This window comes from Colwellia sp. BRX8-7 (assembly GCF_014077275.1).
Classification (GTDB): domain Bacteria; phylum Pseudomonadota; class Gammaproteobacteria; order Enterobacterales; family Alteromonadaceae; genus Colwellia_A.
Genome location: NZ_JACGVP010000096.1, coordinates 1 through 433 on the forward strand (window position 1 = coordinate 1; position 433 = coordinate 433).

Annotated in this window: 1 protein-coding gene; it reads left to right on the top strand. The window is 33.7% G+C overall.

What is annotated here, in order from left to right; translation table 11 throughout:
- The coding region (locus H4J57_RS19585; protein ID WP_220470345.1) for a hypothetical protein at nt 1–344 on the top strand (344 nt) is incomplete at its 5' end.
- Between the last annotated feature and the right edge of the window lie 89 nt (nt 345–433).

Sequence of the window (433 nt, forward strand, 5' to 3'; positions counted from 1 at the left end):
GCGTTATATTTCTCATGAAAGTATTGATTATAAGTCTAACTTTAGTTGTTCTAATTTTTGTTTCTTGGCCATTTGCGAGTAACTACTTTGATGATCAATCTAGAGAATTGCTCCTAAGCTATTCTAGTAAATTGGAAATGCTACCGAAGGCTGAAATAGACTCGATAAAAAGTATCGATGATCTAGTTTTAGTTACAGGGATTAATTTACCTAGTTTTAATCCATCCAGCTTTGGAGTGGTTAAAGGTGATAAAGGCTTAGAAATGTATTATTGTACTTTTCCACTTGGGCCTTGTGAGGTTTATTCTCATGACACTAAGGCTTGGTGGTTTGACGAAATATAACAAGAACATTAAACGGAAAATTTACAGTTGGCTGTTTTTCGTTCCTCAAAATTTTAGCCAACTATAATTTTCCGCTTATGTAAGCGTTA